The organism is Arenimonas donghaensis DSM 18148 = HO3-R19 (assembly GCF_000743535.1).
Lineage (GTDB): Bacteria > Pseudomonadota > Gammaproteobacteria > Xanthomonadales > Xanthomonadaceae > Arenimonas > Arenimonas donghaensis.
Map to the genome: position 1 here is coordinate 460,385 of NZ_AVCJ01000001.1, position 26,954 is coordinate 487,338.

The window sequence follows — 26,954 nt, forward strand, 5'->3', positions numbered from 1 at the left end:
GGGGTCTTGTGTGCTTGGGGGAAACCGGGCGCCGATGCTGGAACGGCACCCGGGTGAACCGTTTGGTCAGGGCGCCTCGCCAACCTGGCGGGGCGCCGTGTGCTTGTCCAGGAAGGCCTCGATGGCGGTGTAGAGCTCGACCTGGTTGTCGTAGTCGTAGAAGCCATGGGCCTCCTTGTCCTTGACGATCGTGACTTCCGGCGGACGGCCGGCCTTTTCCAGGTTCTTCTTGAGGATTTCGTACTGCGACATCGGCACGCGCTCGTCCTTGGCGCCCTGGACCAGCATCACCGGGATGCGGATCTTGTCGACGTTGTACGCCGGCGACTGCGCCTGCTGCTCGGACAGCGTTTCAGGCATCACGCGGTTGAGGAAGCTGCGGCCGGACTCTTCTTCCGGGATGTCGCCATCCTTGAACATCAGCGGCAGGCTGTAGACACCGACGTAGCCAATCGTGCAGCGGTATTTTTCAGGTTCGCGAACCACCATCTGCAGCGCGGCGTAGCCACCGTAGGACGCGCCGTAGGTGCAGATGCGATCCTTGTCGACGATGCCTTCCCGGATGGACCAGTCCACGGCGTCGGTCATGTCGTCGATCATCACCTTGCCCCAGTTGCGGTAGCCCTGGCGCTCGAAGGCGCTGCCGTAGCCACCGGAACCGCGGAAATTGAGCTGCATCACGGCATAGCCACGATTGGCCAGGAACTGCACCGCCGGATTGAAGCCCCAGGTGTCGCGCACGCCGTGCGGGCCGCCGTGCGGGTGGAACACCAACGGCAGGTTCTTGCCGTCGCTGCCCGCCGGGATGGTCAGGTAGCCATGGATGGTCGTGCCGTCACGGGCAGGAATGGCCACCGCACGCGTTTCGGACATCTGCTCGGGCTTGATCCAGTCCATCGCCGAGAGCAGGAACTGGGCCCGGCCGGCCTCGCGGTCGAACAGGTAGTAGGTGCCGGGGTCACGATCGGAAAAGGCATAAACAAGGATGTAACGGCCGTCACGACTGATGTCCGGGAAGACAACCGACTTGTTGGGGAACGCGTTCATCAGGCCGGCGTAGACCTTCGACTCCGGGTGCTCGGTGTCCAGGAACTCGTAGGAAGGCAGGCCGTCGTGGTAGCGAACGGCCAGGACCTGGTCATCGTCCTCGCTCGCCGAAATCGAACCACCGGGCGTCACGTTCGGGTTGCGCGTCACCAGCTCTTCCTCACCGGTCGCCGGGTCGACCAGCGCCCACCGGGACGGCTCGCCCTTGTCGCTGATCGAGAACAGCACGCGCTTGCCGTCCTTGCCAAAGCCGATGGGCGTGCGGTGCCCCTCGCCCATGGTGCTGCGGAAGGTTTCCACCCAGCGATCGCCGTCGCGGCGCAGGATGATGTTGTTGAGCTTTTCGTCGCCACCGACCACGTAGCGGATGTTCTGGTCCTTGTCGAGCACGAAGCCACCGAATCGCACCGGTGCCGTGGCCATCGTGACCACGCGGCCACTGTAGACGTCGTACTTGAACAGGAAGGCCGACTCCACCGAGCGCTGCACGATTATGCTGCGCGGGTCATCCCAGTTCAGGTCGACGATGCCGTAGGTGCCCAGGTTCGGCATGTCGGCCCGCTGGGTGCCATCGACATTGCTGGCGTAGACGTCCGGCGTGCCGACGCGGAAGTCGAAACGGCCGAGCTTGAGCGACACGTACATCAGGAATCGTTCGTCGCTTACCCACGTGACGTCTTCGATATGCTTCTTCGGGCCATAGTCCCACTTGCCCACCAGCTTCATGCCGTCGACCTCGAAGGCCGCCAGCAGGGTGCGGTCGCCCTGGGGCACCGACACGGTGATGTACTTGCCACTGGGCGACAGGGACACCGAGGTGAACTCCGGATCCTTGAAGAAGTCACCGACCGGCAACTGCGTCGGCTTGGCCAGCACGAGGGCCGGCAGCGCGAGTAGCGCGGCGAGCAGGAGTTTCCCGAAAATACGCATGGATCTATTCCCCGAGTGAAGGTCGGCCCTGGGCCGACATCATGCTGACGAACTTGTCGAACAGCCCGGCCACGTCATGCGGGCCGGGGCTGGCTTCCGGGTGCCCCTGGAAGCTGAAGGCCGGGGCATCGGTCAGCTCGATGCCCTGGTTGGACCCGTCGAACAGCGAACGGTGCGTCACCTGCACGCCGGCCGGCAGGCTGGCCTCGTCGATCGCGAAGCCGTGGTTCTGGCTGGTGATCATCACCCGCTTGGAAGCGAGGTCAATGACCGGGTGGTTGGCGCCATGGTGGCCGAATTTCATCTTCATGCTGCGCGCCCCGGCGGCGATGCCCAGCAGCTGGTGGCCCAGGCAGATGCCGAAGGTCGGCACCTTGGCGGCCAGCACCTCGCGGATGGCCGCGATGGCGTAGTCGCAGGGCTCGGGATCGCCCGGGCCGTTGGACAGGAAGACGCCGTCGGGCTTTTCCGCCAGCACCTGCGCCGCCGGCGTCTGCGCCGGAACCACCGTGACCCGGCAGCCGCGCTCGGCCAGCATGCGCAGGATGTTGCGCTTGACGCCGAAATCGTAGGCCACCACGTGGAAACGCGGCTCGGCGCGCACGAATTCGTTGGAATCGAGGTCAAGCGAGCCCTCGGACCAGCTGTAGCGCTCGCGGGTGCAGACCTCCTTGGCCAGGTCCATGCCCTTGAGGCCGGGGAACTTGCGCGCGGCTTCGATGGCCGCCTCGCGGTCGATCTCGCCGGCCATCAGGCAGCCGTTCTGGGCGCCGCGGTCGCGCAACAGCCGGGTCAGCTTGCGGGTGTCGATGCCGGCGATGGCCACGACGCCGCGCGCCTGCAGCCATTCGGGCAGCGAGGCCTGGCTGCGCCAGTTGCTGGGCCGGCGCGGCACGTCGCGCACGATCAGGCCGGCGGCCCAGGGCTTTTCGGCCTCGTCGTCGCTGGCGGTGCAGCCGGTGTTGCCGATGTGTGGGTAGGTCAGGGTGACCAGCTGCCGCGCATAGGAGGGATCGGTGAGGATCTCCTGGTAACCGGTCATGGCGGTGTTGAACACCACTTCACCGGTGCGGCTGCCGGTAGCGCCTACGGATACGCCCTCGAATACGGTGCCGTCTTCGAGCGCAAGGATTGCTGGATGGTTCACGGGCTGGCGCCTTGGCTTGGGGGAACCCGTTCGCCGGGTGTGCGAACACCCGCGGACTGGGCAGGACCATGTCCGGACGGATGTGGGTTCAGGCGAGCCGGAAGTCTAGCGAAAACCGTTCCAAAAGAAAAACGCAACGGCCGCGGGCTCGGCAGGTTCAGCCAGTTCAGGTCCGATGGCGGGGCGAAATCCCGCCCGGAACTCAGGTCCGGCCCGAGGCCAGCAGCAATTCGCCGAAGTCGTAGCGGCCCGGGCCCTTGCCAGCCAGCCGCACCGCGGCCTCCAGCGCGCCCCGGGCGAAGATGTCGCGGTCGGTGGCCCGGTGCACCAGTTCCAGGCGCTCGCCGGGGCCCGCGAACTGCACCAGGTGTTCGCCCACCACGTCCCCGCAGCGCAGCGAGGCATAGTGCGGCTGGCTGCCCCGCCCCAGCGCCACCATCGCCCCCAGCGACAGGGCCGTGCCCGAGGGCGCGTCCTTCTTGTGCACATGGTGGGATTCGACGATGTCGGCGTCCCAGGCCGGCAGCGCCGCCGCGGCCTGGTGGACCAGGACCCGCAGCACCGCGACACCGACGCTGAAATTGGCCGACCACAGCACCGGCATCAGCTCCGAGGCTTCGTCCAGCGCTTCAAGCTGGCCCGGGGACAGCCCGGTGGTGCCGCTGACCAGGGCGGCGCCCTTGGCCCGGCAGGCCGCCACCAGCGGCTCGAAGGCCTCCGGCAGGCTGAAATCGACCGCCACGTCGAAATCCGGCACTTCGGCCAGCCGCGCCACCGGCAGCACCGGTACGCCGTCCGGCGCTTCGGCCAGCGGCTCGCCGCTGCGGGACACCGCCGCCACCAGCTGCAATTCCGGACGTTCGGCCGCCAGGCGCAAGAGCGCGCGACCCATGCGTCCGGAGGCACCGTGGATGAGCAATCGGGGTTTGGCCTGGTCCATTGCCGGACGCTAGCGGAAACCGCCCGCCGGTGGCAAACCGCTACACTCCGGCGCATGACCCGGACCAAGCACGTGCCCCTCCGCCTGCCCCTGCTGGCCCTGGCCGTCATCACGCTGGCCCTGCATGTCGCGGGCGCCCTGGACCGGGCCGACGATCGTCTTGGCGACTGGCTCGTGGCCTGGCACGCGCAATCGCGCCAGCCACCCGAAGACATCGTGGTGGTCGCGATCGACCAGCGCAGCCTTGAGGAGATGAACGAAGTCGCCGGCAACTGGCCCTGGGCCCGCGCCGTGCACGCCGAGGTGCTGGCCGGGCTGGCGCCGCATGGCCCGAAGGCGGTTGCCTTCGACATCATGTTCAACGAGACCGATGACTTCCGGGCCGACAGCGACCTCGTCTTCCGGGAGGTCGTGGCCAGCCAGGACAATCTGTTTTTCGCCTCCCTGCGCCTTGTCGATGGCCAGCAGGGCCCGCTGGCGCTGCTGCCGCCGAGCTTCGGCGCGGAAAGGACCGCGGCCGCCAAGCCAGATGCCAGCGCGACCCTGTTGGTGCCAGCGGTGCTCGGGCCCGCCAGCTGGCGCGGCGGCCTCATCAATTTCGAAGCCGACGGCGATGGCACGGGCCGCTACTACCGCCTCTACCAGCCCATCGACGGCTGGCGGCTGCCGTTCCTGGCCGCGAACCTGGCGCGTTTTTCCGGCACCCCCCTGCCCGACCGCGAACGCGTGCGCCTGCACTGGTTCGGCCAGCCGCCGCCGACGATCGCCTACGTCGACCTGTTCAGGGACCTGGAACAACGCGAGCCCGTCATCGCGCCCACCCTGGCCGGCAAAACCGTTCTGATCGCGGCCACCGCGCCGGGCATGCATGAGAACCGCCCGACGCCGCTGGGCCAGCACACGCCGGGCGTGCACGTCATCGCCACCGCCCTGGCCAACCTGCGGGCCAACGACTGGCTGCGCGAGTGGCCGGCCCGCTGGCCGCTGGTGGTGGTGCTGGTGGCCGGCACCGTGCTGGCCTTCCATCGCCGGCTGAGCCCGGTGCAGGCCAGCCTCGGCCTGGGTGCGGCCAGCCTGCTGTTGCTGGCGGTCGCCTGGGCCGTACTCAGCGCCAACCTCTACCTGCCCCTGGGCACGGCGCTGCTGCTGGCCTGGCTGGGCTTTGGCCTGCTGACGATCGAGGCGCAGTGGCTGGAACGGCGCCAACGCGAGGCCACGGTCGGCATCTTCGGGCGGTTCCTGGATCCGCGCGTGGTGGAGGGCCTGGTCGAAAGCGGCGAACTCGACCGCGAACGCAAGCCCGAGGCCCGCGACATCACCATCCTGTTTTCGGACATCCGCGGTTTCACCACGCTTTCCGAGACGCGCACGCCGGAGCAGGTGGTGCACCTGCTCAACCGCTACTTCAGCCGCCAGGTGGACGTGATCTTCCGGCACGGCGGCACGCTGGACAAATTCATCGGCGACGCCATCATGGCCTTCTGGAACGCCCCGACCGAAGTACCGGGGCACGCCGAAAAGGCGGTGGAGGCTGCATTGGACATGACCCTGGCCCTGGACGAATTCAAGCGCGAACTGGCCGCCAACGGCGAGGGGCTGGGCGACTTCGACGTCGGCATCGGCCTGCACACGGGCCCGGCGGTGGTCGGGTTCCTCGGCAGTGACACCCGGATGGAATACACCGCCATCGGCGACACCGTGAACCTGGGCAGCCGCATCGAGGGCACGACCAAGGGCGTGGCCCGCGTGCTGGTTTCGGGCGCCACCAAGGCCGCCTGCGAGGGCTCTTCCCGTTTCACCTTTACACACCGCGGCCAGTTCAAGGTCAAAGGCCGCGAAGAGCCGGTCGAACTTTACGAACCGGCCCGTTCCAACGACGAAACCCGAGCAGGAGACATTCCGTGAAGCGCAAACGTACGTCCCCCACCCCCTGGCGCCCGATGCCCCTGGCATTGGCGCTGGCCGCGACGCTGGCCAGCAGCCTGGCCTTCGCCGAATCCGCGACCACGCTGCGCGCGGTCGACATGCACAGCGAACCGCTGGGATCGGCCGAGGTCGTGGCCAAGCTGGGCGCCAAGGCCCCCGTCGACATCACCCAGCGCCAGGGCGCCTGGGCCGGCGTCAAGAACGCCGAGGGCCTGGACGGCTGGGTCCGCATCCTGAACCTGCGCACCGGCACCTCCGACGGCAAGTCCGCCGGTGGCGGCAACCAGCTGGCCGCCGCCTTCCTGACCGGCTCCAGCGGCAATACCGTCAGCACCGGCGTCAAGGGCCTCTCGCCCGACAAGCTGCGCAATGCCGGGGAGGCCCCGGGTGAAGTGGCATGGCTCGAGCAACTGGCGGTCGCGCCCGATGACGCCCGGCAGTTCGCCGCGTCCGCCCCGCTGGCCTCGCAGCAGGTCGATTACCTGAAAGAAGAACGCCGTAGCCGGAGGAGGCAGCGATGAAAACCAAGCACCTGCTAACAGCGCTGATCGCCCTGGCGCTGGCCTCCCCGGCCGCCGGCTTCGGCCGCCTGGGCGACGCCGAAAAGCTGTTCAAGTTCGGCAAGAAGGCCGCCGATGCCTCGGCGCCGATCACCGACGAGGACGAAATCGAACTCGGTCGCGGCATCGCCGCCAAGCTGCTGGCCGCCCGGCCGCTGGTACGCGATGAAGGCCTGCAGCAGTACGTCAACCGGGTCGGCCTGTGGCTGGCCCTGCAGACCGAACGCCCGGAACTGCCCTGGCGCTTCGGGGTGATGGACAGCACCGACGTCAATGCCTTTGCCCTGCCCGGCGGCACCATCCTGATCACCCAGGGCCTGTACGACCGCCTGCGCGACGAAGGCGAGCTGGCCGCGGTGCTCTCGCACGAGATCGCGCACGTGGTCGAACGCCACCAGGTGAAGGCCATCAAGAAGGAAATGGGCACTGCCTTCGCCACCGAGCTGGCCGGCGAGGCCGCCGGCCACAGCGACAACCAGGCCGTGCGCATGTTCGGCCAGAAGGCCTTCCAGGCCGGCACCGAACTCTTCGTTCGTGGCCTGGACAAGGGCGATGAGCACCAGGCCGACGTGCATGGCATGGTCATCGCCGCGCGCGGGGGCTACAACCCCTACGCCCTGGCCTCGGTCCTGCACACGCTCGACGGCAGCAAGGCCGACGACGTCGGCGTGGCGCTGATGTTCTCCACGCACCCGACGGCGGTCAGCCGCCTGGAGCACCTGGAAACGGTGGTGGGCGACAAGCTCGAGGCGTATGCGATGAACCAGGCGCCCGCGCGCATGGTCCGTCCGGCGCAGTAAGGCCGTTGGACTGCGGGGCTTCTTGTGGGAGGGACTTCAGTCCCGAAAAGCTTCGGGACTGAAGTCCCTCCCACAAGAAGCCCCGCGGTTCAGGAGGTCATGCGGTCCCAGAAGGCCTTCACGCCGTCGAGGAACCCGCTCGAGCGCGGCGAGTGCTTGGCGCCCAGCTCGCCGGCGAACGTGGACTCGAACTCCTTGAGCAGTTCGCGCTGGCGCGCGGTCAGGTTGACCGGCGTTTCCACCACCACCCGGCACAGCAGGTCACCGGTGCCATGGCTGCGTACCGACTTCACGCCCTTGCCGCGCAGGCGGAACAGCTTGCCGGTCTGGGTCTCGATCGGCACCTTGATCAGGGCCTCGCCCTCGAGCGTCGGCACCACGATGTCGGCACCCAGGGCGGCCTGCGAGAAACGCACCGGCACTTCGCAATACAGGTCGTTGCCGTCGCGCTGGAAGATCGGGTGCTCGCGCACGCTGACCTCGACGTACAGGTCGCCCGGCTGCGAACCCGGCGGGCCGGCTTCGCCCTCGGCGGCCAGGCGGATGCGGTCGCCGGTATCGACACCGGCCGGGATCTTCACCTGCAGCACCTTTTCGTCCTGCACCCGGCCGTTGCCGTGGCAGGTCTTGCAGGGCCTGGCGATGGTCTGGCCGCGGCCGCCACAGGCCGGACAGGCCTGCTGCACGGCGAAGATGCCGCGCTGCATGCGCACCTGGCCGCGACCGCGGCAGGTGCTGCAGGTCTCGACCTTGCCGTCCTCGGAGCCGCTGCCGTTGCACGGCTTGCAGCCGACCAGGGTGGGCACCTCGATGCGCTTTTCGACGCCGAACACGGCCTCTTCGAGGTCGAGTTCGACCACGTAGCGCAGGTCGGCGCCCCGACGCGGGCCACGCTGGCGTCCACCGCCGAAGATGTCACCAAAGATGTCGCCGAAAATGTCGTTGACGTCGGCGAATCCGGGGCCGCCGTTGCCCCCGCCCATGCCGTTCTCGAACGCGGCATGGCCGTGCTGGTCGTAGATGCGGCGCTTGCCACCGTCCGACAGCACCTCGTAGGCCTCCTTGGCCTCCTTGAAGCTGGCTTCGGCGGCCTTGTCGCCCGGGTTGCGGTCGGGGTGGAACTTCTGCGCCGCGCGGCGATAAGCCTTTTTCAGCTCGTCCTCGCCCGCGTTACGCGCAACCCCCAGCACTTCGTAGTAATCACGCTTGCTCATCAAATCCCCAGCCTTGGCACCCTGCATGGCACGGGCCGCAATTGCGGCCCGGCCCTGAGCCGGCGTTGAGCCTCACGAACGTGAGGCTCGAACGGCGGCAGTTATTCCGTTGCGCGAAGCGCGACAGGGAATAACCTTATTTCTTTTCGTCGTCCTTGACCTCGGTGAACTCGGCGTCCACCACGTCTTCGGCCTTGTCCTGCGGACCCGGCTCGGCACCGCCTTCCGGGGCGCCGTCCTGGCCACCGGCCGCCGCCGCGTAGAGCGACTGCGCCACCTGCTGCAGGGACTGGGTCTTGGCTTCGATCTGGGCCTTGTCGTCACCCTTCATCGCGGTTTCGAGCTCGGACAGCGCGGTCTCGATGCCGGCCAACTGATCACCCGGCACCTTCGAGCCGTGTTCGGTGATCGCCGTGCGGGTGGCGTGGATCAGGCCGTCGGCGGCGTTGCGGGCGGTCACCAGCTCGTGGAACTTCTTGTCCTCTTCGCGGTGCGCCTCGGCGTCGCGGACCATCTGGGCGATCTCTTCCTCGCTCAGGCCCGAACCGGCCTTGATCTCGACCTTCTGTTCCTTGCCGGTCTTCTTGTCCTTGGCCGACACATGCAGGATGCCGTTGGCGTCGATGTCGAAGGACACCTCGACCTGCGGCATGCCGCGCGGCGCGGCATCGATGCCGGACAGGTCGAACTTGGCCAGCGACTTGTTGAAGCGGGCCTGTTCGCGCTCGCCCTGCAGCACGTGCACGGTCACGGCCGACTGGTTGTCCTCGGCGGTGGAGAACACCTGCGAGGCCTTGGTCGGGATGGTGGTGTTCTTCTCGATGATCTTGGTCATCACGCCGCCCAGGGTCTCGATGCCCAGGCTCAGCGGGGTGACGTCGAGCAGCAGCACGTCCTTGACGGTACCGGCGAGCACGCCGCCCTGGACCGCGGCGCCGATGGCGACGGCCTCGTCCGGGTTGACGTCCTGGCGCGGGTCCTTGCCGAAGAACTCGGCCACCGCCGCCTTCACCTTGGGCATGCGGGTCTGGCCACCGACCAGGATGACGTCGCCGATGTCGCTGGCGCGCAGGCCGGCGTCGTTCAGGGCCACGCGGCACGGTTCGATGGTCTTCTTGATCAGGTCGTCCACCAGCGCCTCGAGCTTGGCGCGGGTGAGCTTGATGTTCAGGTGCTTGGGACCGGAGGCGTCGGCAGTCACGTACGGCAGGTTCACTTCGGTCTGCTGGTTGGACGAGAGCTCGATCTTGGCGCGTTCGGCGGCGTCCTTCAGGCGCTGCAGGGCCAGGGGATCCTTGCGCAGGTCGATGCCCTGCTCCTTGTTGAACTCGTCGACCAGGTAGTCGATGACGCGGGCGTCGAAGTCTTCGCCACCCAGGAAGGTGTCGCCGTTGGTGGCCAGCACTTCGAACTGCTTCTCGCCGTCGATCTCGGCGATCTCGATGATCGAGACGTCGAAGGTGCCGCCGCCGAGGTCATAGACCGCGATCTTGCGGTCGCCGCCCTTCTTGTCCATGCCGTAGGCCAGCGCGGCCGCGGTCGGTTCGTTGATGATGCGCTTGACGTCCAGGCCGGCGATGCGGCCGGCGTCCTTGGTGGCCTGGCGCTGGCTGTCGTTGAAGTAAGCCGGCACGGTGATCACGGCCTCGCTGACCGTCTCGCCCAGGTAGGCTTCGGCGGTCTTCTTCATCTTCTCGAGCACCTTGGCCGAGATTTCCTGCGGGGCCATCTTCTTGCCGTCCGCGGTCTGCACCCAGGCGTCGCCGTTCTCGTGCGCCAGGATGCCGTAGGGCACCAGGTCCAGGTCCTTCTTGACTTCGGCGTCGGTGAACTTGCGGCCGATCAGGCGCTTGACGGCATAGAAGGTGTTCTTGGGATTGGTGACCGCCTGGCGCTTGGCCGAGGCGCCGACGATGACTTCACCATCCTTGGTGAAAGCGACGATGGACGGCGTGGTGCGGTCGCCTTCGGAGTTTTCGATGACCTTGGCGACGCCGCCTTCCATCACGGAAACGCAGCTATTGGTGGTGCCCAGGTCGATGCCGATGATCTTGCCCATGGTGTAACTCCCTGAAATTACGAATCTGTGTTGGCGGCGGCGGCCGCGGATGTTCGGTAGATGGGGCCCGCCGCGGATTGTTCAAGGGCCGTGAAGCCCTCAGCCGGCGGCGACGACGACCAGGGCCGGCCGCAGCAGGCGTTCGTTCAGCGCGTAGCCCTTCTGGAAGACCTGCAGCACGCTGCCGGGCTCGGCGCCCGGGGACTCGAGCTGGCTGATCGCCTGGTGCCACTCGGGGTCGAAGGCCTCGCCCTCGGGATTGATCTGCGCCAGGCCGTTGTCCTCGCCCACCTTGAGCAGCTGGCGCAGGGTCAGCTCCAGGCCGTCCTTGAGCGGGCCGGTGGCGTCGCCGGCGGCCTTGAGGCCGGCCTCGAGGCTGTCGAGCACCGGCAGCAGCTGCGAGAGCAGTTTCTCGTTGGCGAAGCGGCGGGCCTGGTCGACGTCCCGGGCCAGGCGCTTGCGCTGGTTTTCCAGCTCGGCGCGCTCGCGCAGGGCCTCTTCGCGCAGGTCACCCAGGGCGCCGCGGAGCTGCTCGAGCTCGTTGGCCAGGCTGTCGGTGTCCAAATCGGGGGCGTCTTCGGGCGCCTGGGCGTCCGGGTTCGGGTTCTGGTTTTGCATGGCGGTCCAATGGCTTGACCCGCGTCCTGCGGGCGTCGCCTACCCCTATGGGGTCGGCGGTTCGGGATTCAAGGCGGCACCGAGCAGGTCGGCGGTGGCCTGGACCATGGGAATGACCCGCTCGTAGGCCATGCGCGTGGGCCCGATGACGCCGAGCACGCCCAGGACCTTGCCCTGGGCGTGGTAGGGCGCGGTGACCACGGTGCAGGCGTCGAGCGGCGCCAGGCCGGTCTCCTCGCCGATGAACACCCGCACGCCCTGGGCCTTGAGCGTGCCCTCGAGCAGCTGGAGGATCTCGCGCTTGCGGGAAAAGGCCTCGAACAGCTCGCGCAGCCGGTCCATGTCGGACAGGTCCTGCACGCCCATCAGCCGGGTCTGGCCGGCCAACAGCATGTCCTCGGGCAAGGTGCCTCCGCCCAGGGCCTGTTCGGAGAGCTCGACGGCGGCCGACAGCAGCCGCTCCATCTCGCTGCGGGTGGCACGCAGGTCGCGCAGCAAGCGCGTCCTGATCTCCGCCAGCGGCTGGCCGGCGAAGTGGGCGTTGAGGTAATTGGCGGTCTGCTCGAGCTCGGCCGGCGTATAGGTCCGCCGGGGGCTGATGATGCGGTTCTGCACCTCGTTGTCGGTGAAGACCAGGATCACCAGGATGCGCTGCCCGTCCAGCGGCACGAAATCGATGTGCCGGAAGGCGAACTGGCTGCGCTGGGGAACGGTGACCACGCCGACGAACTGGCTCATCGCCGACAGCAGTTCGCTGGTGTTGGACAACAGGGCCTGGGTGCCGCCGCCGGCCGGCAGCAGGGACCGCAGCTGCTGCATTTCGGTGTCGTGCAGCGGCTTGATCGGCAGCAGGCTGTCGACGAAGACCCGGTAGCCCTGGGAGGTCGGCACGCGCCCGGCCGAGGTGTGCGGCGCCGAGACCAGGCCGATTTCCTCGAGGTCGGCCATGATGTTGCGGATGGTGGCCGGGCTCACGTCCAGGCCCGAGCGCTTGGCCAGCGTGCGCGAGCCCACGGGTTCGCCGTCGCGGATGTGCTGGGCGATCAGGGTGCGCAGCAGGCGGCGGGCGCGCGGGTCGAGTTCGAGGTCCATGCGCCATAGATAAGGCCGCCGGGCCCCTGGCGCAAGGCGCAGGCCCGTCCGGGACGAACCCCTACCCGGTCCGGGGCGGCCAGCGTCTTGGTCCGTGAGACAGGGGCAGCCGAAACTCGGTCTTTCAGGCAAAATCGCCGCCACCATGCTCAGCCACCTCACGCTCCAGGATTTCGCCGTCGTCAGCCGCGCCGAACTGGCCTTCGGGCCCGGCATGACCGTGGTTTCGGGCGAAACGGGCGCCGGCAAGTCACTGCTGGTGGATGCGCTGATGTGGCTCACCGGCGCCCGTGCCGACGCCGGCATCGTCCGCCATGGCGCCGAACGGGCCGAACTGGCCGCCGAATTCGACCTCGGTGATGCCCCGGCGGCGCTGCATTGGCTGCGCGAGAACGAACTCGACGACGACGGAGCCTGCCAGCTGCGCCGGGTCATCCGGGCCGACGGCGGCTCGCGGGCGTGGATCAACGGCCGCCCGGCGACCCTGGGGCAGCTTTCGGCCCTGGGCGGCCTGCTGGTGGAAATCCATGGCCAGCACGAACACCAGGCCCTGCTCGACCGCGGCCAGCAGCTGGCCCTGCTCGATGCCTTCGGACAGCACGGCCCGTTGCTCGACGCGGTGCGCGATGCGGCCCGGCGCTGGGCCGGGCTCGACCGCGAGCTGGCCGACCTGGCCCGCGCCGGCGACGTCGGCGAGCGCCTGGCCTGGCTCGAACACCAGGTCCAGGAACTGGCCGCCGAGTCGCTGGATGCCGAGTCCCTGGAAGAACTCGCCGCCGCGCACCGCCGCCAGGCCAATGCGGCCGGCCTGATCCAGGGCTGCGAAACGGCGCTGGCCCGGCTCGCCGGCGACGAGGGCCTGTCCCTGCAGCGCCTGCTGCACCAGACCCAAAACGAACTCGCCCGCCTGGCCGGCGACGAGCCGCGCCTGGCCGAGGTGCTGTCCCTGCTGGAATCGGCCGGTATCCAGCTCGACGAGGCCGCGGCCGGCATCGAACGCCTGCACGACGACTTCGACCTCGACCCCGACCGGCTGCGCACGCTCGAAGACCGCCTCGCCCGCCTGCACGACCTGGCCCGCAAACATCGCGTGCCGCTGGAGGACCTGGCCGCCCGGCGCGACCAGCTGCAGGAGGAACTCGACGGCCTGGCCGGCGCCGGCGAGCGCGCCGCCCGCCTGGGCCGCGAACGCGACGTCGCCGCGCGCGAATACAACGAGGCCGCCACCCGCCTGGGCCAGGCCCGGGCCGGCGCCGCCCGGCGGCTGGGCGAGGCCGTGGCCGCGCTGATGGACGAGCTGGGCATGTCGGGCGGCGTTTTCACCGTCGCCCTGGAGCCGCTCGACACGACCCGGCCGGCGCCGCAGGGCGCCGAACGCTGTGAATTCCTGGTCTCCGCCAATCCCGGCCAGCCGCCGCGCGCCCTGCGCAAGGTCGCCTCCGGCGGCGAACTGGCGCGTATCAGCCTGGCGATCGAGGTGGCCGCCCTGGGTCTGGACGCCGTGCCGACGATGGTCTTCGACGAGGTCGACACCGGCATCGGCGGCGCCGTGGCCGAGGTGGTCGGCCAGAAGTTGCGGGCCCTGGGCGCCGAGCGCCAGGTGCTGTGCGTCACCCACCTGCCCCAGGTCGCGGCCCAGGGCCACCACCACTACCGGGTCAGCAAGGCGGTCGAGGCCGACACCACCCACAGCCAGGTCCAGGCGCTGGACGACAAGGCCCGGGTCGAGGAGCTCGCCCGCATGCTCGGCGGTGTCGAGATCACCAAGGAAGTACGCGCCAACGCCCGTCAGCTGCTTTCCCGGGCCAGCGGCAAATAAGCCTTATTTCTTCTTGCGGGCGCGCACGTACAGGACCAGCGAGTGGTCCTCGATGTCGTAGCCGTGCTTGGCGGCGATGTCGTGCTGGAGGCGTTCGATTTCCGGGCTGGTGAACTCGATCACCTTGCCGGTGTCGACGTCGACCATGTGGTCGTGGTGCTGGCCGCGGTCGAGTTCGTAGACGGCCTGGCCGCCTTCGAAATTGTGCTTGAGCACCAGGCCGGCCGATTCGAACTGGGTGAGCACCCGATAGACCGTCGCCAGGCCGATGTCGTCGCCGCTGCCGAGCAGCTGGCGGTAGATGTCCTCGGCGGTCAGATGGCGCGGGCTGGTGGTCTCGAGCACCTCGAGGATCCGCATGCGCGGATGCGTGACCTTCAGTCCGGCCTTTCGCAGGTCCTGGGATTCCATGTCGTCTCCTGAATGCCTTCCGTCATGTGCCGTGGCCAGGGCTGGCGGCTGCGGACCGTAGTGTATCATCGGCCCCGGACAGTCCCGGATACCCCACGCAATGCGCAAGGCCTTCACGCTCCTGCTCGCCACTTTCCTGATCGCCGGCTGCGGCATCATCTATCGCCAGCCCGTGTTCCAGGGCAACCTGCTCGAGACCAGGAACGTCGAACAACTCCAGGTCGGCCTGAGCCGCGCGCAGGTGTTCAGCCTGCTCGGTTCGCCACCGGTGTCCGACCCCTTCCACCAGTCGCGCTGGGACTACGTCGCCACCGAACGTCGCCGCACCGGCGACACCGAGATCAAGAACCTCACGCTGTGGTTCGAAGGCGATTCGCTGGCGCGCTGGGAAGGCGAGTATTTCCCCGAGGCCGACACCGAACTGGCCGCTGAAATGCGCCGTTTCGGCAACCTCGCCCGCGACAAGGACAAGCCGCGCCGTCCGCCCAGCGGCGGCTAAGCGTCCCTGGCCCGGCGCCGCCGGGCCTGCATCGGATCCACCAGCAGCGGCCGCAGCACCTCGACGCGGTCGCCGTCGCGCAGGGCATCACCGGGTGCCGCCGTCCGGCCGTGGATCGCCAGGCAATCCTCCTGCACCACCAGACCGGGCACCTTCGTGGGCAGGTCGGCGGCAGCCAGGGCATCTGCGACCGTCGCGCCGGCGGGTAGCGCCAGCGTCAGCCGCCAGGCGCGACCGGGGCGCGCGCAGACCACTTCGATCCGCAGCGGCGCGCCGGCCATGTCAGGCCCGGTCGGCTTCGCGGCAGAAATCGTCGACCATGCGGTCGGCCAGGCCCTGGAACCCCACGGCCATTGCCGTGCCCAGGACCTTGCCGGCGACGTCGAAGTCGAGCGTCAGGCTGACCTTGCAGGCGTCCTCGGCCAGGCTGTGGAAATGCCAGTGGCCGCTGAAACGGCGGAACGGCCCTTCCTCCAGCTCCAGGTCGATGCGGGTCGGGGGTTCGAGCCGGTTCCGGGTGGTGAAGCTGGTGCGCATGCCGGCCACGCGCAGGTCCAGCCGCGCCAGCATGTGGGACTCCGAGGCCTCGAAGACCTCCGAGCCCTCGCACCACGTGAACCGCGCCGCGTAGGACCCGACGTCGTTGACCAGGTCGTACATGCGCCGGGCCGAGTGCCGCACCAGGGCGTGCCTGTGGATGCTTGTCATGGGCTCCTTGCCGCGCCCTCCCCCAGCCGGCCCGCGATGGGCGACAATGACCGCCAAGGAAAGGACATGTCGAAGAAAAACAACGCCAAGAATACCGGAACCGGCTCTGACGGCCACAAGACCATCGCCCTCAACCGCAGCGCCCGGCACGAATTCCACCTCGAATCCCGCTTCGAGGCGGGCATCGCCCTGCAGGGCTGGGAGCTCAAGTCCATCCGTGCCGGCCGCATGAACATGGGCGACGCCTACGCCGTGGTCAAACGCGGCGAGATTTTCCTGTTCGGTTCCCAGATCACCCCGCTCAGCCAGGCCTCGACCCACGTGGTGGCCGACGACCGTCGCACCCGCAAGCTGCTGCTGCACCGGCACGAGATCGACAAGCTGGTCGGCAAGGTCGAACGCGACGGCTACACCCTGATCCCCACCGCCGTGTACTGGAAGGGCAACAAGGTGAAGCTGGAACTGGCCCTGGCCAAGGGCAAGCAGAGCCACGACAAACGCCAGGCGAGCAAGGACCGCGATTGGCAGCGCGACAAGCAGCGCACCCTGCGCAGCCACAACAAGAACGCGTAAACCAGCCCTGAAGGACCTACCACCGGTCCTTGTGGTCCCCAGCCCGGACCCCCATACTCACCGTGTCGGTTGATCCAAAGCTTTCCGCGTTTCCGGGGGTGTCCTGGCTTCGACGGGGGTTGCAAGGTCGACTGGCGCATGCCGAGGGGGTAGCTTTCCTCGATAATCCAGCTGCAAAACTTTAGTTGCCAACGACGACAACTACGCTCTCGCCGCTTAAGGCGTAAGCCCCGAACCCACTTGTGTCCGTGCTCGTGGATGTAGGGTCATTATCACGGATCAGCGCCCGGCGGCGACCCGCCAACCGGGTGTCTACATAGCGGGTGTGGACGGTGGTGTGCTTCGCACGCTGTGTTGCCACCGGACGAGAATCAACAGCGAGCTAAGCATGTAGTGCCAGAGATTGAGTGCTCTCGGACGGGGGTTCAACTCCCCCCACCTCCACCAAACCACGCCAACGCCGCCCACCCGGGCGGCGTTGTCGTTCATGGGTCGGTTTCAGTCCGGCAGCTTCTGCAGCGACAGCGCGTTGGTGCAGTAGCGCAGGCCGGTCGGCGGCGGGCCGTCCGGGAAGACGTGGCCCAGATGGGCGTCGCAGGTGTTGCAAAGGATTTCGACCCGCTGCATGCCATGGCTGTGGTCGCCCTTGTAGGCAACGACGTTGTCGGCAAGCGGCGCGGTGAACGAAGGCCAGCCGGAGCCGGACTCGAACTTGGTGCCGGCGTCGAACAGGGCTTCGCCGCAACAGGCGCAACCGTAGCGTCCGGGTTCGAACAGGCCGCACATCTGCGAACTGAAGGGCCGTTCGGTGCCGGCCAGTCGCGTCACCTGGAAAACCTCCGGGGCCAGCAGCTCTCGCCACTGCGCCTGGGTTTTCCCGACCCGACGCGCGGGCGGCGGGTTGCCCGCGCCCACCCGCGCGATGACCAGCGACCAATCGTGCACGGACTCAGGCACCGGGCTCATCGCCCAGGTACCGGGCCACGCTGGCGCTGGCTGCGTCGACCGCCGACTTGGCCGCCAACAGCGTTGCCTGGCCTTCGTTCATCGCCGACTCCAGGCCTTCGATTTCCTCGCGGGCCCGGCGCACCGCCTCGCCCGCGCGATTCGCCGCCTCCCGGTCCTGGTCGACCTGTCGCCGGGTGACCCGGCCCTTGGCGGCCTGGGCCTCGGCGCGGGCCAGCCGCTCCGCGGCCTGGCCACGGGCGCGCTCGGCGCGCGCCAGGCTTTCCTGCGCCGCTTCGAGCTGGGCCTGGCGCGCTTTCACTTCCAGGCTCGCCGCATCGACGGCCGCGGCGGCCTGGGCCAGTTGCGACTCGACCTGGTCGCGGTCGGGCCGGTCCTGCGCCCACGATGGGCCAGCCAGGGCGATTGCCATGGCCAGGATGCATCCTCGCGCGGCCAAACGCCGCGAGTGTTTCGTATCCAAGCGTCACCTCCTGTTATCAGGCAGGCCGCCCCCTTCGGACCACGCCAACGGGCCGAGTCTAGCTTTTTTTATCGCGCCTGCGACCCCCTGCCAGGGACCCGCGGGCCTCACTGGACATAAATGGTCTGGATGTTGGTGAACTCGTGCATGCCGTGCTCGGCCAGCTCCCGGCCGAAACCTGAGGCCTTGGTGCCACCGAAGGGCAGCCGTACGTCGGACTTCACCAGCGAATTGACGAAACAGGCGCCGGCATCGATCTGCCGGGCCACGCGCTCGCCGCGCGCGGTGTCGGTGGTCCAGACGCTGGCACCGAGCCCGAAGCGGGTCGCGTTGGCGACGCGGATGGCTTCGGCTTCGTCGGCGACGCGCAGGACCGATGCGACCGGCCCGAACAGTTCCTCGTCCCAGGCCGGCATGCCCGGCTGCACGCCATCGAGGATCGTTGCCGGGTATTGCGTTTCGCCCTGCCCCGGCTGCCCGCCCAGCAGCACGCGGGCCCCCTTGGCGACGCTGTCCTGCACCTGCCGGTGCAGTTCGTCCCGCAGGTCGGCCCGGGCCATCGGCGCCAGGGTGCTGGCATCGTCATTGGGGTCACCCACGATCAGCTTCGAGGCGGCGTCGGCGAAGGCCTGGACGAAGCGGTCGGCGATGCCGGGCGTGACGATGAAACGCTTGGCGGCGATGCAGGTCTGGCCGGCGTTGCCGAAGCGCGAACGCACGGCGATCTTCACCGTTGCGTCCAGCTCGGCATCGTCGAGCACCACGAAGGGATCGCTGCCACCCAGTTCGAGCACGCACTTCTTGAGGTGCTTGCCAGCGGTGCCCGCCACGGAGCGCCCCGCCCGCTCGCTGCCGGTCAGGGTGACCGCCTTGACCCGGGGGTCGGCGATGACGTCCGCGGCCTGGTCGTTGTCGATGTGCAGGACGCCGAAGACGCCTTCGGGAATGCCCGCCGCAGCCAGAACCTCGGCGATGGCGTCGGCGCAGCTGGGCACGTTGGTGGCGTGCTTGAGCAGGGCGACGTTGCCGGCCATCAGGCCCGGCGCCAGGAAGCGGAAGACCTGCCAGACCGGGAAGTTCCACGGCATGATCGCGAACACGCAGCCCAGCGGCGCGTAGCGCACGTAGCTGAGGCTGGCCTCGGTGGCGATGGGCTGGTCGGCCAGGTAGCCGGCCGCGTGCTGGGCGTAGTACTCGCAGGCGTCGGCCGACTTCTCGACTTCCACGATCGCCTCGCGATGCAGCTTGCCCATTTCCGCGGTCATGGTCAGGGCCAGGTCGCGTTTGGCGCTGCGCAGGCCGGCGGCCACCCGCCGCAGCAGTACGGCACGTTCGTTGATCTCCCGGCCCGACCACGCCGGGAATGCCGCCTCGGCGGCGGCAAGCCGGGACTCGATGGCGGCGTCGTCCATCTTGGGAAACGGACGGACCTCCCCGGTCCAGGGATCACGATTGGCTTGGCTCATTTTTTTTCAACCCTTCTGCAGCGCCAGCTGCGCATCGCGCTGGCGTTTCCTTTCCTCGCGGTGCATCACCCACCAGCCGATGACGGCCGCCGCGGACACCGCGGCGATCATCAGCGTGGCCAGGGCGTTGATCTTGGGGCTGACCCCAAGCCGCACCGAGGAGAACACCTTCATCGGCAAGGTTGTCGATGAAGGACCCGTGACGAAGCTGGCGATCACCAAGTCGTCCAGACTCAGGGTAAACGCAAGCAGCCAGCCGGAGATGAGCGCCGGCGCAATGATCGGCAGCGTGATGACGAAAAACACCTTGAGCCGGTTCGCGCCCAGGTCCATGGCCGCTTCTTCCAGTGACCGGTCCAGTTCGCCCAGCCGGGAGCTGATGACGACGGTGACGAAGGCCATGCAGAAGGTGACGTGGGCGATCCAGATCGTCAGCATGCCGCGCTGGCCGCCGATGCCGATGACCGGCCCGATGGACACGAACAGCAGCAGGATCGACAGGCCGGTGATCACCTCGGGCATCACCAGCGGCGCCGTGATCAGGCCGCCGAACAGGGTCTTGCCCGGGAACTGGCGAAACCGGGTCATCACCATCGCCGCCATGGTGCCCAGCACCACCGATGCGCAGGCGGTCCAGAACGCCACCTGGATGCTGACCCAGGCCGCGTCCATCATCTGCTGGTCGCGGAACAGTTCGCCGTACCACTTCACCGAGAAGCCCGACCACACCGTCACCAGCCGCGACTCGTTGAACGAGTACACCATCAGGCTCAGGATCGGCGCGTAGAGGAATACGAAGCCCAGCACCAGCATGGCCTTGGTGAAACCGGAGTTGCCGCGCCCGTTCATGACAGCCGCGACTCCATTTCCCGGGACTGGTAGCGGTGGAAGATGGTGATGGGCACGATCAGCAGCACCAGCATCACGATCGCCACCGCCGAGGCCACCGGCCAGTCGCGGTTGTTGAAGAACTCCTGCCAGAGCACCCGGCCGATCATCAGCGTATCGGGACCGCCGAGCATTTCCGGGATCACGAACTCGCCCACCACCGGAATCAGCACCAGCATCGACCCGGCGATGATGCCGGCCTTCGACAGCGGCAGCGTGATCGACAGGAAGGACTTCCAGGGCGGCGCGCCCAGGTCGTTGGCGGCTTCGATGAGCCGGTGGTCGTGCTTGACCAGGTTGGCGTAGAGCGGCAGCACCATGAACGGCAGGTAGGCGTAGACGATGCCGATGTACACGGCCACGGGCGTATGCAGGATGGCCAGCGGCTCGTCGATCAGCCCCATCCCCATCAACGCGTTGTTGAGCAGGCCATTGTTCTTGAGGATGCCGACCCAGGCGTAGATGCGGATCAGGAAGGAGGTCCAGCTCGGCAGGATGACCAGCATCAGCGCCACGTTGCGGGTGGCCGGATCCATGCGCGAGATGCCGTAGGCGATCGGATAGCCGATGAGCAGGCACAGGAACGTGGACACCACGGCGATCTCGAGCGAGCTCAGGTAGGCCTTCACGTACAGGCTGTCACGCACCAGGTACAGGTAGTTGGCGGTGTTGATGCTGACTTCGAGCTTGTCGCCGGCCCACGACACCAGGTCGGTGTAGGGCGGCATCGCGATGGCGGCGCTGGCGAAGCTGATCTTGAGCGCGATCGCGAACGGCACCGCGAAGAACAGCAGCATCCACAGGTAGGGCACCGCGATCACCAGCCAGCGTGGTCCCGGCAGGCGCTTGCGGATCGAGCGCGGCAGGTTCTTCACGTGGTCAGCACCACCCCGGCCTGGTCGTCCCAGCTCAGCCACACCGAGTCGTTCCAGGTGAACTTCTCGCTGGCCCAGCGCTGGCTGTTGATCATGTTCGCCAACAGCTTGGTGCCACCCGGCAGGCGCACGTGGAAGACCGAGTGGCTGCCGAAGTAGGCGATGTCCTCGATGATGCCGCGCACCTTGTTGTGGGCCTGCGCCGGCTCGTCCTTGTCGACCTGGATTTTCTCGGGCCGGATCGCCAGGGCGACTTCCTGTCCCTCGAAGCCGGTGACGCCGTGGCCGACGTAGGCCATGTGCTCCAGGGCCGGGCTGGCGATGGTGACGTAGTCGTTCTCGTCTTCGACGATGCGGCCGTCGATCAGGTTGACCGAACCGATGAACTCCGCGGTGAACCGGCAGCTGGGCTGCTCGTAGATTTCGTCGGGACTGCCGACCTGGCGGATCCAGCCGGCGTCCATCACCGCGATGCGATGCGCCATAGTCATCGCCTCTTCCTGGTCGTGGGTGACCATCACGCAGGTCACGCCCAGGCGCTCGACGATGTTCACCAGCTCGAGCTGCATCTGCGAGCGCAGCTTCTTGTCCAGCGCGCCCATCGGTTCGTCGAGCAGCAGCAGCTTCGGGCCCTTGGCCAGCGACCGCGCCAGCGCCACGCGCTGCTGCTGACCACCCGAAAGCTGGTGCGGCTTGCGCCGGGCGAACTTCTCCATCTGCACCAGGGCCAGCATCTCGGCGACCTTGCGCGTGACATCGGCCTTGGCCAGGCCGTCCTGGCGCAGGCCGAACGCCACGTTCTGCTCGACGCTCATGTGCGGGAACAGCGCGTAGGACTGGAACATCATGTTGATCGGCCGCTCGTACGGCGGCAGCCCCGTGATGTCCTGGCCGTCGAGCACGATGCGACCGCGGGTCGGCTTCTCGAAACCAGCCAGGCAGCGCAGCAGGGTCGACTTGCCACAGCCCGAGGCCCCGAGCAGCGCGAAGATCTCCCCCTGCCGGATCGACAGGCTGACGTCGTCCACCGCGACGAAACCATCGAACTCCTTGCGCACCGTCTCGATGCGCAGGTAGCCCTCGGCCCCCAGCATGTCGTTCTTGGGGGCGCCCGCCAGGGCGCCGCTCGCCGTCGTCGCCATCGTGGCTTATTGCCCCGTCTTGAGGGTGGTCCAGTGCCGGTTGAACAGGCGGTCCACTTCCGGCGGCAGCACCGCCAGGGTGAACAGCTTGGCCTTGGTGTCTTCGTCCGGGTAGATGCCCGGGTCGTCAAGCACCGCGTCATCGACCATCGGCAGCGCCGCCTGGTTGGCGCTGGCGTACATGACGTAGTTCTGGATGCCCGCCATCACGTCCGGGCGCAACAGGTAGTCCAGGAACAGGTAGGCGTTGTCGACGTTCCTGGCGTCCTTCGGGATCGCCAGCATGTCGAACCACATCGGCGCGCCTTCCTTGGGGATCGAATAGGCGACGTCGACGCCCTTGCCGGCCTCTTCGGCCCTGGCCTGGGCCTGGATGATGTCCCCCGACCAGCCCACCGCCACGCAGATGTCGCCGTTGGCCAGGTCGTTGATGAACTGCGAGCTGTGGAAGTAGGTGATGTGCGGACGCAGTTCCTTCAGGCGGTCGACGCCTTTCTGGATCACCGCCTCGTCGAAGCTGTTGGGTTGCTCGCCGAGGTAGAGCAGCACCGGCGGGATGATCTCGGACGGGGTGTCGAGGATCGCCACGCCGCAGCCCTTGAGCTTGGCCAGGTTCTCCGGTTCGAACACCAGGGCCCAGCTGTCGACGGGCGCGTCTTCGCCCAGGGCTTCCCTGACCTTCTCGACGTTGTAGCCGATGCCGGTGGTCCCCCACAGGTAGGGCAGAGAGTGCAGGTTGCCCGGGTCGTTGGTCGCCAGCAGGGCCATGAAGGCAGGGTCGAGGTTGCCGTAGTTGCTCAATCGTGACTTGTCGAGTTCCTGGAACACGCCAGCCTGGACCTGCCGCGACAGGAAGGTCAGCGACGGCACGACGATGTCATAGCCCGTGTTGCCGGCCATGAGCTTGGCCTCGAGCACTTCGTTGGAATCGAAGACGTCGTAGGTGACCCGGATGCCGGTCTCTTCCTGGAAGCCGGCGATGGTGTCTTCGCCGATGTAGTCCGACCAGTTGTAGACGTTGAGCACCTTTTCGGCGCCGGGCGCCGCGTTGGCGGCGCTGCCGTCGGCACCGGCCGGCGGATCACCCCCGCAGCCGGCCAGCAGGGCCGCGGCAAGGGCGGTAAAAAGAGCAGACATCCTGGCGTTCATCGGCACACTCCCCTCGGGGTGAATGAAGCGGTTGGACTGCGGGTGCATCATAACCACTGGCTAGCCGGTCGCCATGCCCAATTCGCGGGCGGTCAGGTCCAGGGCACGCCAGGTCTTCCCGGCCAGCTCGTCGACCTGGTCCCGGCTGATCACCAGCGGCGGCGACAGCAGCATGGCGTCGTTGGTGGCGCGCAGGATCAGGCCTTCGGCCAGGGCGAAGTCGCGGCACAGCTGCCCCACCCTGCCCCGGTCCGGGAAATAGGCGCGCGAAGACTTGGACGGCACCAGCTCCAGTGCCCCGACCATGCCGACGAAACGCGCCTCGCCGACCAGCGGGTGCTCGGCCAGGGCCTTCCAGCGCTCGCCCAGGTAGGGCCCGATGTCGGTCCGGCAGCGATCGACGATGTGTTCTTCCTCGAGGATGCGGATGTTTTCCAGGGCCACCGCCGCGCAGACCGGATGGCCCGAGTAGGTGTAACCATGGGCCAGTTCACCGCCGCGGCTCGACAGCACGTTCGCCACCCGGTCGTTGAACATCACCGCGCCCAGCGGGATGTAGCCCGAGGTGATGCCCTTGGCCAGGGTCATGACGTCGGGCCGGAAGCCGAAGGTCTGGCTGGCGAACCACTCGCCGGTGCGGCCGAAGCCGCAGATGACCTCGTCGGCCACCAGCAGCACGTCGTATTTGCGGCAGATGCGCTCGACTTCCTGCCAGTAGTTGCGCGGCGGGATGTATACGCCGATGGCGCCCATCACCGGCTCGCCGATGAAGGCGGCGACGCGTTCGGGCCCGAGCGCGAGGATCTTGTCCTCCAGGCGCTTGGCGCAGTGCCGGCCGTATTCGTCTTCGTCCATGTCGCCGCCGTCGCCGAACCAGTACGGCGGGTCGATGTGCACGATGTCCGGGATCGGCAGGCCGCCCTGCTTGTGCATGCCCTTCATGCCACCCAGGCTGGCGCCGGCGACGGTGGAGCCGTGGTAGCCGTCGTGGCGGCCGATGAAGATGTTCTTCTGCGGCTGGTCCTGCACGGCCCAGAAATGCCGGACCAGGCGCAGGATGGTGTCGTTGGCCTCGGAGCCGGAATTGGTGAAGAAGGCGTGGTTGAGGTCGTGCGGGCACAGTTCGGCCAGCTTGGCCGACAGCCGTACGGTCGGCTCGGTCGTGCACTGGAAGAAACTGTTGTAGTAGGCCAGTTCGGTCATCTGGCGCGAGGCCGCCTCGCCCAGTTCCTTGCGGCCATAGCCGACGTTCACGCACCACAGGCCGGCGAAGGCATCGAGCAGCTTGTTGCCCTCGGCGTCCCAGACGTAGCAGCCCTCGCCCCGGGTGAGGATGCGGGTGCCGCGCTTGGCCAGGGCCGCATTGTCGTTGAACGGATGCAGGTGGTGGGCGGCGTCCAGGCGCTGCAGGGTGGCGGTGTCGATTCCGGGCATGGTGGATCCTTGGGTCAGACGTTGAGCAGCAGGAACTCGCGTTCCCAGCTGCTGATCACGCGCAGGTAGGTTTGGTGTTCCTTGTCCTTGACGGCGGTGTAGGCGCGCACGAAACGCTCGCCCAACAGGTCACGCAGGGGCTTGCAGGCCCGCAGCGCCGCGATGGCTTCCTCCAGCGAACGCGGCAGGTCGTAGCCCTTGTCGTGGGCGCTGCCGACCAGGGGTTCGGTCGGCTGCAGTTTTTCCTTGATGCCCAGGTAGCCGCAGGCCAGCGTCGCCGCCAGGGCCAGGTAGGGGTTGACGTCGGAACCGGCGAAGCGGCTCTCGACGCGGGTGTTTTCCTGGTCGTCGTGGGGCACGCGCAGGCCGCAAGTGCGGTTGTCGTAGCCCCACTGCACGTTCTTGGGCGAGACCTCGCCGAAGGCCAGGCGGCGGTAGGAATTCACGTTGGGACCAAAAAACGGCATGGCCGCCGGGACGTACTTCTGCAGGCCGGCCAGGTAATGCATGAACAATGCGCTCTGCTGCCGCGACTTGCCGCCGGCGAAGGCGTTCTTGCCGGTTTTCGGATCGCGCAGGCTCTGGTGGATGTGCATCGAGCTGCCGGGCTCGTTCTCCATCGGCTTGGCCAGGAAGGTGGCGTACACGCCGTGGCGCATCGCCGCCTCGCGCATGGTGCGCTTGAACAGGAACACCTGGTCGGCCCGCGACAGCGGATCGGCATGCACGAAGTTCACTTCCAGCTGGGCGGCGCCGGATTCGTGCACCAGGGTGTCGACATCGAGCTCCATGGCCTCGCAGTAGTCGTACATCAGGTCGAGGATGGGGTCGAATTCGTTGACCGCGTCGATCGAATACGACTGGCGCGCCGTTTCCGGGCGACCGCTGCGACCGGCCGGCGGCAGCAGCGGGAAATCCGGGTCGGTATTGCGCTGGACCAGGTAGAACTCCAGCTCCGGCGCGATCACCGGCTCCAGGCCGATGCCTTCGTAAAGCTCGAGCACCCGGCGAAGCACGCTGCGTGGCGCCAGTTCGTGCGGGCGGCCGTCCTTGGTGAAGCAGTCGTGGATGACCTGGGCCGTGGGATCGGTGGCCCAGGGCACCATGCGGATGGTTTCGGGATCCGGGCGCAGCACCATGTCCGAGTCCGAGGCGCTGACCAGGTCGTCGTATTCGTCCGGGTAATCGCCGGTGACCGTGGTCGCGAAGATGCCCTCGGGCAGGCGCGTGCCGTAGTCGTGCGAGAACTTCGCGGCCGGGATGATCTTGCCGCGGGCGTTGCCGGTGATGTCGGGCACCAGGCATTCGACTTCGGTGATCCGGCGCTCCTTGAGCCAGCGCTTGATCGCACTCTCCTGCTGGGCCTGTTCGTCCTTGGGACTGGTTTTTTTCCGGGCCATGGGCCTTAGCGCCTTTGCTGTGCACGTTGGCGGCAGGCTGCCGCGAACGCCTGGAAGATACCCAGGTAGAAGGGATTCTCGGTGACCCGCCACTCCGGGTGCCACTGCACGGCCAGCAGGAAGGGGTCGGGCTGCCCGGACACGCCGCGGTCCAGGCGGGCCGCTTCCACCAGGCCGTCCGGTGCCGTCGCCTCGACCACCAGGCCCGGGGCCAGCTCGCGGATACCCTGGCCGTGCAGCGAGTTGACCATGGCCTCGGACGAGCCCGCGATGCGCTCGAGCCAGCCACCCGGCGCGAGGGCCACCGGATGCGCGGGCGCGTAGCGCACGCCCAGGGGTTCGTCGGGATTCTCGCGGTGGTCGGCGTAACCGATCAGGTCGTGCACCTTCTGGTGCAGGCTGCCGCCCAGTGCCACGTTGACTTCCTGCATGCCGCGGCAGATGGCGAGCACGGGCAGGCCACGTTCGATGGCCCGGGGCACCAGGGAGAGCGTGTTGAGGTCGCGGGCGGGATCGTGTTCGTTGCCCGGGAAGCTCGCTTCACGGCTGTAGTGGTGCGGTTCGATATTGCTGTGCGCGCCGGTCAGCACCAGCCCGTCGAGTTCATCGAGCAGGTCGCCCAGGTCCAGCGGCGGCGACAGCGACGGCAGCAGGACCGGCAGGCAGCCGGCGCCGTCCACCACCGCCCGGAGGTACTTTTCGCCCACCGCATGGAAGGGGTGGGGCCCGATCTGCTTGCGATCGGAAGGCAGGCCGACCAGCGGACTCGAACGCATAAAGGCCTCGGCGAGGGGAAGCCAGACATTACGCCCGGCGTTTGATTTTATC

26 protein-coding genes and 1 other RNA gene are annotated in these 26,954 nt (G+C 67.8%); 7 read left to right on the plus strand and 20 right to left on the minus strand.

The window, feature by feature from the left end; translation table 11 throughout:
• Positions 1 to 66 precede the first annotated feature (66 nt).
• The 3 genes from N788_RS02180 to dapB all read right to left on the minus strand — a co-directional run bounded on the left by N788_RS02180 (position 67) and on the right by dapB (position 4,064).
• Complete coding sequence (locus N788_RS02180) at positions 67 to 1,977, minus strand: S9 family peptidase (protein WP_034220428.1); 1,911 nt, start codon at positions 1,975 to 1,977, stop codon at positions 67 to 69.
• A 4-nt stretch (positions 1,978 to 1,981) separates the two neighbouring features.
• Positions 1,982 to 3,124 carry a glutamine-hydrolyzing carbamoyl-phosphate synthase small subunit gene (gene carA, locus N788_RS02185; RefSeq protein WP_034220429.1) on the minus strand — a complete coding sequence of 381 codons (1,143 nt, stop codon included), beginning with the start codon at positions 3,122 to 3,124 and terminating at the stop codon, positions 1,982 to 1,984.
• 202 nt (positions 3,125 to 3,326) lie between these two features.
• Positions 3,327 to 4,064: a 4-hydroxy-tetrahydrodipicolinate reductase gene (dapB, locus tag N788_RS02190; RefSeq protein WP_084695836.1), complete on the minus strand. Its 738-nt coding sequence runs from the start codon at positions 4,062 to 4,064 to the stop codon at positions 3,327 to 3,329.
• 54 nt (positions 4,065 to 4,118) lie between these two features.
• On the opposite strand from dapB, the gene N788_RS02195 reads away from it, so the two are divergent.
• The 3 genes from N788_RS02195 to N788_RS02205 are packed head-to-tail and all read left to right on the plus strand — an operon-like array spanning position 4,119 to position 7,350.
• Positions 4,119 to 5,969: an adenylate/guanylate cyclase domain-containing protein gene (locus tag N788_RS02195; protein ID WP_051924257.1), complete on the plus strand. Its 1,851-nt coding sequence runs from the start codon at positions 4,119 to 4,121 to the stop codon at positions 5,967 to 5,969.
• The gene (locus tag N788_RS02200; protein ID WP_152560335.1) at positions 5,966 to 6,511 is read left to right on the plus strand and encodes an SH3 domain-containing protein; all 546 of its coding nucleotides are present in this window, start codon (positions 5,966 to 5,968) and stop codon (positions 6,509 to 6,511) included. The genes N788_RS02195 and N788_RS02200 overlap by 4 nt, the downstream gene beginning before the upstream one ends.
• Complete coding sequence (locus N788_RS02205; protein WP_051924258.1) at positions 6,508 to 7,350, plus strand: M48 family metalloprotease; 843 nt, start codon at positions 6,508 to 6,510, stop codon at positions 7,348 to 7,350. Before N788_RS02200 ends, N788_RS02205 begins: the two co-directional genes overlap by 4 nt.
• A gap of 89 nt (positions 7,351 to 7,439) precedes the next feature.
• Here the strand turns inward: N788_RS02205 and dnaJ are convergent, their stop codons facing one another.
• The 4 genes from dnaJ to hrcA form a co-directional block, all read right to left on the minus strand.
• The gene (dnaJ, locus tag N788_RS02210) at positions 7,440 to 8,564 is read right to left on the minus strand and encodes a molecular chaperone DnaJ (protein WP_034220431.1); all 1,125 of its coding nucleotides are present in this window, start codon (positions 8,562 to 8,564) and stop codon (positions 7,440 to 7,442) included.
• A 136-nt stretch (positions 8,565 to 8,700) separates the two neighbouring features.
• Positions 8,701 to 10,623 (minus strand): molecular chaperone DnaK, encoded by a 1,923-nt coding sequence (gene dnaK / locus N788_RS02215; protein ID WP_034220432.1) that lies wholly within the window; start codon positions 10,621 to 10,623, stop codon positions 8,701 to 8,703.
• A 99-nt stretch (positions 10,624 to 10,722) separates the two neighbouring features.
• Positions 10,723 to 11,241, minus strand: a complete 519-nt coding sequence (grpE, locus tag N788_RS02220) for a nucleotide exchange factor GrpE (protein ID WP_034220433.1) — start codon at positions 11,239 to 11,241, stop codon at positions 10,723 to 10,725.
• A gap of 45 nt (positions 11,242 to 11,286) precedes the next feature.
• Positions 11,287 to 12,333 carry a heat-inducible transcriptional repressor HrcA gene (gene hrcA / locus N788_RS02225; RefSeq protein WP_034220434.1) on the minus strand — a complete coding sequence of 349 codons (1,047 nt, stop codon included), beginning with the start codon at positions 12,331 to 12,333 and terminating at the stop codon, positions 11,287 to 11,289.
• Positions 12,334 to 12,478: 145 nt separating this feature from the next.
• On the opposite strand from hrcA, the gene recN reads away from it, so the two are divergent.
• A complete protein-coding gene (recN, locus tag N788_RS02230) occupies positions 12,479 to 14,152 on the plus strand; it encodes a DNA repair protein RecN (RefSeq protein ID WP_034220435.1) in 1,674 nt (557 codons plus the stop codon).
• A 3-nt stretch (positions 14,153 to 14,155) separates the two neighbouring features.
• Here the strand turns inward: recN and fur are convergent, their stop codons facing one another.
• Positions 14,156 to 14,563, minus strand: coding sequence for a ferric iron uptake transcriptional regulator (gene fur / locus N788_RS02235; protein ID WP_034220437.1), 408 nt, complete (start codon positions 14,561 to 14,563; stop codon positions 14,156 to 14,158).
• A 100-nt stretch (positions 14,564 to 14,663) separates the two neighbouring features.
• On the opposite strand from fur, the gene N788_RS02240 reads away from it, so the two are divergent.
• The gene (locus tag N788_RS02240) at positions 14,664 to 15,062 is read left to right on the plus strand and encodes an outer membrane protein assembly factor BamE (RefSeq protein WP_051924259.1); all 399 of its coding nucleotides are present in this window, start codon (positions 14,664 to 14,666) and stop codon (positions 15,060 to 15,062) included.
• Here N788_RS02240 and N788_RS02245 read toward each other — a convergent pair.
• Positions 15,059 to 15,343 carry an RnfH family protein gene (locus N788_RS02245; protein WP_034220438.1) on the minus strand — a complete coding sequence of 95 codons (285 nt, stop codon included), beginning with the start codon at positions 15,341 to 15,343 and terminating at the stop codon, positions 15,059 to 15,061. The two genes, N788_RS02240 and N788_RS02245, sit on opposite strands and share 4 nt — an antisense overlap.
• A gap of 1 nt (position 15,344) precedes the next feature.
• Positions 15,345 to 15,770 (minus strand): type II toxin-antitoxin system RatA family toxin, encoded by a 426-nt coding sequence (locus N788_RS02250; RefSeq protein WP_034220440.1) that lies wholly within the window; start codon positions 15,768 to 15,770, stop codon positions 15,345 to 15,347.
• 66 nt (positions 15,771 to 15,836) lie between these two features.
• Between N788_RS02250 and smpB the strand changes: the two genes are divergently transcribed.
• Entirely contained in the window at positions 15,837 to 16,343 is a 507-nt protein-coding gene (gene smpB, locus N788_RS02255) for an SsrA-binding protein SmpB (RefSeq protein ID WP_034220709.1), read from the plus strand.
• 94 nt (positions 16,344 to 16,437) lie between these two features.
• Positions 16,438 to 16,790, plus strand: a transfer-messenger RNA (tmRNA) gene (gene ssrA / locus N788_RS14185).
• Positions 16,791 to 16,841: 51 nt separating this feature from the next.
• Here ssrA and msrB read toward each other — a convergent pair.
• The 10 genes from msrB to N788_RS02305 all read right to left on the minus strand — a co-directional run bounded on the left by msrB (position 16,842) and on the right by N788_RS02305 (position 26,902).
• Positions 16,842 to 17,309, minus strand: coding sequence for a peptide-methionine (R)-S-oxide reductase MsrB (gene msrB / locus N788_RS02260; protein WP_051924260.1), 468 nt, complete (start codon positions 17,307 to 17,309; stop codon positions 16,842 to 16,844).
• Positions 17,293 to 17,721, minus strand: coding sequence for a hypothetical protein (locus tag N788_RS02265; RefSeq protein ID WP_034220442.1), 429 nt, complete (start codon positions 17,719 to 17,721; stop codon positions 17,293 to 17,295). The genes msrB and N788_RS02265 overlap by 17 nt, the downstream gene beginning before the upstream one ends.
• A 158-nt stretch (positions 17,722 to 17,879) precedes the next feature.
• Complete coding sequence (locus N788_RS02270; RefSeq protein WP_034220443.1) at positions 17,880 to 19,238, minus strand: NAD-dependent succinate-semialdehyde dehydrogenase; 1,359 nt, start codon at positions 19,236 to 19,238, stop codon at positions 17,880 to 17,882.
• Between the two features lie 6 nt (positions 19,239 to 19,244).
• Positions 19,245 to 20,087, minus strand: a complete 843-nt coding sequence (locus tag N788_RS02275; RefSeq protein ID WP_034220444.1) for an ABC transporter permease subunit — start codon at positions 20,085 to 20,087, stop codon at positions 19,245 to 19,247.
• Positions 20,084 to 20,992 (minus strand): ABC transporter permease subunit, encoded by a 909-nt coding sequence (locus tag N788_RS02280; RefSeq protein ID WP_034220711.1) that lies wholly within the window; start codon positions 20,990 to 20,992, stop codon positions 20,084 to 20,086. The genes N788_RS02275 and N788_RS02280 overlap by 4 nt, the downstream gene beginning before the upstream one ends.
• Before the next feature lie 5 nt (positions 20,993 to 20,997).
• Positions 20,998 to 22,095: an ABC transporter ATP-binding protein gene (locus N788_RS02285; protein WP_051924286.1), complete on the minus strand. Its 1,098-nt coding sequence runs from the start codon at positions 22,093 to 22,095 to the stop codon at positions 20,998 to 21,000.
• 54 nt (positions 22,096 to 22,149) lie between these two features.
• On the minus strand, positions 22,150 to 23,280 hold the full coding sequence (locus tag N788_RS02290) for an extracellular solute-binding protein (protein ID WP_244444067.1): 1,131 nt from the start codon (positions 23,278 to 23,280) through the stop codon (positions 22,150 to 22,152).
• A 72-nt stretch (positions 23,281 to 23,352) separates the two neighbouring features.
• The gene (locus N788_RS02295) at positions 23,353 to 24,726 is read right to left on the minus strand and encodes an aspartate aminotransferase family protein (RefSeq protein WP_034220447.1); all 1,374 of its coding nucleotides are present in this window, start codon (positions 24,724 to 24,726) and stop codon (positions 23,353 to 23,355) included.
• 14 nt (positions 24,727 to 24,740) lie between these two features.
• Positions 24,741 to 26,126 carry a glutamine synthetase family protein gene (locus N788_RS02300; protein WP_034220448.1) on the minus strand — a complete coding sequence of 462 codons (1,386 nt, stop codon included), beginning with the start codon at positions 26,124 to 26,126 and terminating at the stop codon, positions 24,741 to 24,743.
• Positions 26,127 to 26,131: 5 nt separating this feature from the next.
• Positions 26,132 to 26,902, minus strand: coding sequence for a gamma-glutamyl-gamma-aminobutyrate hydrolase family protein (locus tag N788_RS02305; protein ID WP_034220449.1), 771 nt, complete (start codon positions 26,900 to 26,902; stop codon positions 26,132 to 26,134).
• Positions 26,903 to 26,954 lie beyond the last annotated feature (52 nt).

What these genes read in the sequence shown, in the direction of transcription:
- N788_RS02305 (WP_034220449.1), bottom strand. Translation starts at nt 26,902, where the DNA reads ATGCGTTCGAGTCCGCTGGTCGGCCTGCCTTCCGATCGCAAGCAGATC.
- grpE (WP_034220433.1), bottom strand. Translation starts at nt 11,241, where the DNA reads ATGCAAAACCAGAACCCGAACCCGGACGCCCAGGCGCCCGAAGACGCC.
- msrB (WP_051924260.1), bottom strand. Translation starts at nt 17,309, where the DNA reads ATGAGCCCGGTGCCTGAGTCCGTGCACGATTGGTCGCTGGTCATCGCG.
- dnaJ (WP_034220431.1), bottom strand. Translation starts at nt 8,564, where the DNA reads ATGAGCAAGCGTGATTACTACGAAGTGCTGGGGGTTGCGCGTAACGCG.
- N788_RS02205 (WP_051924258.1), top strand. Translation starts at nt 6,508, where the DNA reads ATGAAAACCAAGCACCTGCTAACAGCGCTGATCGCCCTGGCGCTGGCC.
- N788_RS02240 (WP_051924259.1), top strand. Translation starts at nt 14,664, where the DNA reads ATGCGCAAGGCCTTCACGCTCCTGCTCGCCACTTTCCTGATCGCCGGC.
- hrcA (WP_034220434.1), bottom strand. Translation starts at nt 12,333, where the DNA reads ATGGACCTCGAACTCGACCCGCGCGCCCGCCGCCTGCTGCGCACCCTG.
- dapB (WP_084695836.1), bottom strand. Translation starts at nt 4,064, where the DNA reads ATGGACCAGGCCAAACCCCGATTGCTCATCCACGGTGCCTCCGGACGC.
- N788_RS02195 (WP_051924257.1), top strand. Translation starts at nt 4,119, where the DNA reads ATGACCCGGACCAAGCACGTGCCCCTCCGCCTGCCCCTGCTGGCCCTG.
- recN (WP_034220435.1), top strand. Translation starts at nt 12,479, where the DNA reads ATGCTCAGCCACCTCACGCTCCAGGATTTCGCCGTCGTCAGCCGCGCC.
- N788_RS02275 (WP_034220444.1), bottom strand. Translation starts at nt 20,087, where the DNA reads ATGAACGGGCGCGGCAACTCCGGTTTCACCAAGGCCATGCTGGTGCTG.
- smpB (WP_034220709.1), top strand. Translation starts at nt 15,837, where the DNA reads ATGTCGAAGAAAAACAACGCCAAGAATACCGGAACCGGCTCTGACGGC.
- fur (WP_034220437.1), bottom strand. Translation starts at nt 14,563, where the DNA reads ATGGAATCCCAGGACCTGCGAAAGGCCGGACTGAAGGTCACGCATCCG.
- N788_RS02270 (WP_034220443.1), bottom strand. Translation starts at nt 19,238, where the DNA reads ATGAGCCAAGCCAATCGTGATCCCTGGACCGGGGAGGTCCGTCCGTTT.
- N788_RS02300 (WP_034220448.1), bottom strand. Translation starts at nt 26,126, where the DNA reads ATGGCCCGGAAAAAAACCAGTCCCAAGGACGAACAGGCCCAGCAGGAG.
- N788_RS02295 (WP_034220447.1), bottom strand. Translation starts at nt 24,726, where the DNA reads ATGCCCGGAATCGACACCGCCACCCTGCAGCGCCTGGACGCCGCCCAC.
- N788_RS02180 (WP_034220428.1), bottom strand. Translation starts at nt 1,977, where the DNA reads ATGCGTATTTTCGGGAAACTCCTGCTCGCCGCGCTACTCGCGCTGCCG.
- dnaK (WP_034220432.1), bottom strand. Translation starts at nt 10,623, where the DNA reads ATGGGCAAGATCATCGGCATCGACCTGGGCACCACCAATAGCTGCGTT.
- N788_RS02290 (WP_244444067.1), bottom strand. Translation starts at nt 23,280, where the DNA reads ATGTCTGCTCTTTTTACCGCCCTTGCCGCGGCCCTGCTGGCCGGCTGC.
- N788_RS02285 (WP_051924286.1), bottom strand. Translation starts at nt 22,095, where the DNA reads ATGCTGGGGGCCGAGGGCTACCTGCGCATCGAGACGGTGCGCAAGGAG.
- N788_RS02250 (WP_034220440.1), bottom strand. Translation starts at nt 15,770, where the DNA reads ATGACAAGCATCCACAGGCACGCCCTGGTGCGGCACTCGGCCCGGCGC.
- N788_RS02265 (WP_034220442.1), bottom strand. Translation starts at nt 17,721, where the DNA reads ATGGCAATCGCCCTGGCTGGCCCATCGTGGGCGCAGGACCGGCCCGAC.
- N788_RS02245 (WP_034220438.1), bottom strand. Translation starts at nt 15,343, where the DNA reads ATGGCCGGCGCGCCGCTGCGGATCGAAGTGGTCTGCGCGCGCCCCGGT.